Origin of the sequence: Achromobacter sp. (genome assembly GCF_036567245.1) — a bacterium.
GTDB lineage: Bacteria > Pseudomonadota > Gammaproteobacteria > Burkholderiales > Burkholderiaceae_B > Achromobacter.
Map to the genome: position 1 here is coordinate 1 of NZ_DATCUY010000463.1, position 3,339 is coordinate 3,339.

Consider the following 3,339-nt stretch of genomic DNA (forward strand, 5'->3'; position numbering starts at 1 on the left):
GGTGCTGCCCGCGCGCGACGCCCACCAGCGGCTGGGCGGCATCGTCGCCGGTCCGATGCTGATGGGCCTGGCCGACCTGACCATGTACGCCGCGGTGGTGGGCGCCACCGGCCAGGCGCACGCCGTGACGGCCAGCCTGACGATCAATTTCCTGCGCAAGAGTCCGGCAGGCGCCATTTATGCCGACGCCCGGCTGCTGAAAGTCGGCCGACTGTCCGCCGGCGAAGTCATCCTGACCGGAGATGGCTCGGACGAGCCCCTGGCCCATATCGTGAGCACGTGGTCCGTGCCCAAGCCATGAGCATGCGCGTCAGCATCGTCGGCATGGGCAAAACCGGCACGCTGGCCGCGCAGCGCCTCCTGGAGGCCGAGCCGGACATCGCGCTGACCCTCTACGACATCGAGCCCGGGCGTTGCGAGGACTTCCGCGGCAGCGCCACGCTGGCGACGTCGGCGCGCGAAGCCCTGGAAGAATCTGACACCATCGTGCTGGCCCTGCCGCGCGAGCGCGAGATCGACCGCACCCTGGAGCGCTTCAGCGACGGCTACGTGACGGCGCCGGTAGCGGGCAAGCTGATCGTGGACCTGGAGCCGCCCTGCGCCGAGCGTGCGCGCAGCCTGGACCAGGCCATCGTCGCAGCAGGCGGCCGTTACACCTGCGCGCCCCTGCACGCGGCTGCGGACGCCGCAAGCGCTGAGGCCCGCCTACTGAACGCCCTGGCCCCTGGCGCATGATGGCCGCAGGCGCTGCGCCACCGCCACGCACAGCGCCAGCCAGGCCAGGCTGACCGCGAAGCCCGCCAGCACGTCGCTGGCGAAATGGACCTGCAGCAGGATACGGCTGAGTCCGATCGCCATGATCAGCGCCGCCAGCAGCGCGATACCAGGCAGGCGCCAGGCAGGCGGCGCCAGACGCCACAACAGATAGCAGGCCATGCCGTAGACGGCCATCGCGGCCGAGGAGTGGCCGCTGGGAAAACTCCACCCTGCCACGCTGGCGTAGCCATGGTCGTGCTCCGGCCGCACCCGCTGGAACGCGTGCTTGAGCAGCCAGTTGAGCGCGCCGCCCACGCCGGTGGCGACGGCGCAGACCAGCGCCAGCCGCCATTCGCCACGCCACAGCAGGAACAGCGTCATCAGCACGCTGATCCCGGTCAGGAATTTCCGGTCGCCCAGATAGGTGAACCAGGACAGCAGCCACAGTAGCGGCGTTGACATGGACATGCTCAGGGAACCGGCCAGGGCGCGGTCAAAGGCCACCACCGCCCCCTCGCTTTCTATCGCGAACGCCAGTACCAGGAAGAGCGCAAGCGCGGCGCAAGTGCCGGCCATGAAGAAAGCGGCGCGGCTGCGGCCGGGCAGGCTCAGGCCGCAGCGCGCAAACAGCAGCGCCGCTCCGCCGGCCAGCAATGGCAGCGCGATGAATAGCTGCAAGGCATGGGCCGCGGCCCAAGCCGCATACGCATCCGTCATGAATAAGCGCCCGTCACGATGAAATTCCCGCTCCCTTTCAATACAACGCGACCAGGGTCTTGTCTACCGGTGCAAACGCATGCGCCCCCGCGGCGTAGTCCCAACGCTCTATCTGGCAATCGCCCTGCCCTTCGCAGGTAATGACATTGACCGAATTGGGCACGTTGCCGCGGACCCTGCGCGAGCAGGTAGTTCCGGCCTGCACAACCCAACCACTGGAGGAAGCCGCGGGAGTCAGGGGCAGCACGTAAGGCAGGTGGATATGCCCGCCCAGGACCAGGTCGACGCCCGCCTGCGCCCAGGCCTCAAGCGCGCGCTCCCGGCCGATAAGGAGGTTGGAAAGGTCCGACTCCACCTTGGCGCGCACGGGGTGGTGCGCGACCACGATGCGCAACTGCCCCGGCTTGGCCTGGCGCAGCCGCTCGGCGACCCGGGCAATCTGCGTGCCGGAAATCTCGCCATCCTTGCGCCGATGCGGACGCGTCGTGTTGACGCCGATGGCTAGCAGGCCGGCATTCTCGAACACGGGTTCCAGCACCGGACCCAAGGCCCGCTTGTAGTTGCCGTAAGGATTCAGCGCGCGCGCGAACACGTTGAACAGCGGAATGTCGTGATTGCCCGGCACGGTCAGCACCGGCAGCGACAGGCGTTCGATGAATTTGCGGGCGGCGGCGAACTGGCCGCGCCGCGCGCGTTGCGTGATGTCGCCGCTGAGCACCACCAGGTCGGGCGCGAGCTTGCAGGCCAGGTCCAGCGCGGCTTCGACCACGGGCTTGCGTTCCGTGCCGAAGTGGGTATCGGAAAAATGCAGGATACGGGTCATGAACGGTCCAGGTATTGCGAGTCCGCCGGCACCACCAGCGGCAGTCGTTCGTCGGCCACTTTGAATTCCAGCGGCGTATCCATCCAGGAGATTTCGCCGTCCATCGCCACCTTGACGCGCCGGCGTCCGCGCACGGCCACGGTCAGACGGTCGAATGCGAAACTCACCACATGCTCGGCTTCGCCCAACCGGCTGAACAGGCCGCGCAGCAGCAGCCCGTAGAGCGCCACGGTGCCGACAGGCCGCGCCGCCATGGCGATCAGCCGGTTCTGGTCCAATTCCGCGGACTCGATGCCGATGTGCTCCAGCTGGAGCTTGTTGTTGCCCACCACCAGTGTGGGCGAGCGCAGGTTGCGAGCCTGGCCGCCGTGATCCAGCAGCAGGCTCAATTGGCGCGGCGCGCGCAGCAGCGTGACCAGACCCGACCATAGCGCCACCAGCCGGCTGCGGCCGTACTTCTGCTTGTACGCTTCACGGTCTTCGAGCAATTGCGGATACAGGCCCAGGCTGGCATTGACCAGGAACAGCCGACCGTTGAGCATGCCGACCTGCACCGGCCTGGGCTGGCCTTGCAGGAAGCCGCGCAGGGCCACTTCCGTATCTTGCGAGATGCCGTAGCTGCGCCCAAAGTAGTTGAACGTGCCCTGGGGCAGGATGCCGAAGGGCACCCCTTTGCCCAGCACGACGCCGGCAACCGCGTTGAGCGTACCGTCACCACCCGCCGCGATAACCACGCCCTGCTGCTCCTGTGCGCGCTTGACCGCCGCCTCGGCCGTATCGGTCAGGCGCGACGGATCCTGCACGGGCATCAGCTCGTAGCGGCGCCCGGCCTCGTCGAGTATGCGGCGGATCGTGTCCTGCAGGATCTGCGCGTCGCCGCGTCCCGATCCGGTGTTGAGGACGATGAAAAGGGGTTCTTGTCCCTTCAGGGAATGGGCAGCGGTTGCCGGGTTCTGCTGGGGAAGCGTCATGCGACAAACATACCCCATGCCGGCAAAACGCCGCAACAAGGCTTGCGGCGGGCGGCGCCAGGCGCGCCCGCC

At 67.9% G+C, this 3,339-nt stretch carries 5 protein-coding genes; 2 read left to right on the forward strand and 3 right to left on the reverse strand.

Annotated elements, in window-relative coordinates:
* Together VIR09_RS19710 and VIR09_RS19715 are read left to right on the forward strand one after the other, a co-directional pair.
* A partial coding sequence (locus VIR09_RS19710) for a PaaI family thioesterase (protein ID WP_332014394.1) occupies positions 1 to 301 on the forward strand: 301 nt, incomplete at its 5' end.
* Positions 298 to 735: an NAD(P)-binding domain-containing protein gene (locus tag VIR09_RS19715; RefSeq protein WP_332014395.1), complete on the forward strand. Its 438-nt coding sequence runs from the start codon at positions 298 to 300 to the stop codon at positions 733 to 735. The genes VIR09_RS19710 and VIR09_RS19715, both read left to right, overlap by 4 nt.
* Here VIR09_RS19715 and VIR09_RS19720 read toward each other — a convergent pair.
* From VIR09_RS19720 to VIR09_RS19730, 3 genes are read right to left on the reverse strand one after another with little or no spacing between them, the layout of a single operon-like run.
* Entirely contained in the window at positions 706 to 1,473 is a 768-nt protein-coding gene (locus tag VIR09_RS19720; protein WP_332014396.1) for a phosphatase PAP2 family protein, read from the reverse strand. The two genes, VIR09_RS19715 and VIR09_RS19720, sit on opposite strands and share 30 nt — an antisense overlap.
* A 37-nt stretch (positions 1,474 to 1,510) precedes the next feature.
* Entirely contained in the window at positions 1,511 to 2,296 is a 786-nt protein-coding gene (locus tag VIR09_RS19725; protein ID WP_332014397.1) for a metallophosphoesterase family protein, read from the reverse strand.
* Positions 2,293 to 3,267, reverse strand: a complete 975-nt coding sequence (locus VIR09_RS19730; protein ID WP_332014398.1) for a diacylglycerol/lipid kinase family protein — start codon at positions 3,265 to 3,267, stop codon at positions 2,293 to 2,295. Before VIR09_RS19730 ends, VIR09_RS19725 begins: the two co-directional genes overlap by 4 nt.
* Between the last annotated feature and the right edge of the window lie 72 nt (positions 3,268 to 3,339).

Bases quoted from the DNA above. Each gene is read 5' to 3' on its own strand.
- VIR09_RS19715 (WP_332014395.1), top strand. From the start codon at position 298: ATGAGCATGCGCGTCAGCATCGTCGGCATGGGCAAAACCGGCACGCTG.
- VIR09_RS19720 (WP_332014396.1), bottom strand. From the start codon at position 1,473: ATGACGGATGCGTATGCGGCTTGGGCCGCGGCCCATGCCTTGCAGCTA.
- VIR09_RS19725 (WP_332014397.1), bottom strand. From the start codon at position 2,296: ATGACCCGTATCCTGCATTTTTCCGATACCCACTTCGGCACGGAACGC.
- VIR09_RS19730 (WP_332014398.1), bottom strand. From the start codon at position 3,267: ATGACGCTTCCCCAGCAGAACCCGGCAACCGCTGCCCATTCCCTGAAG.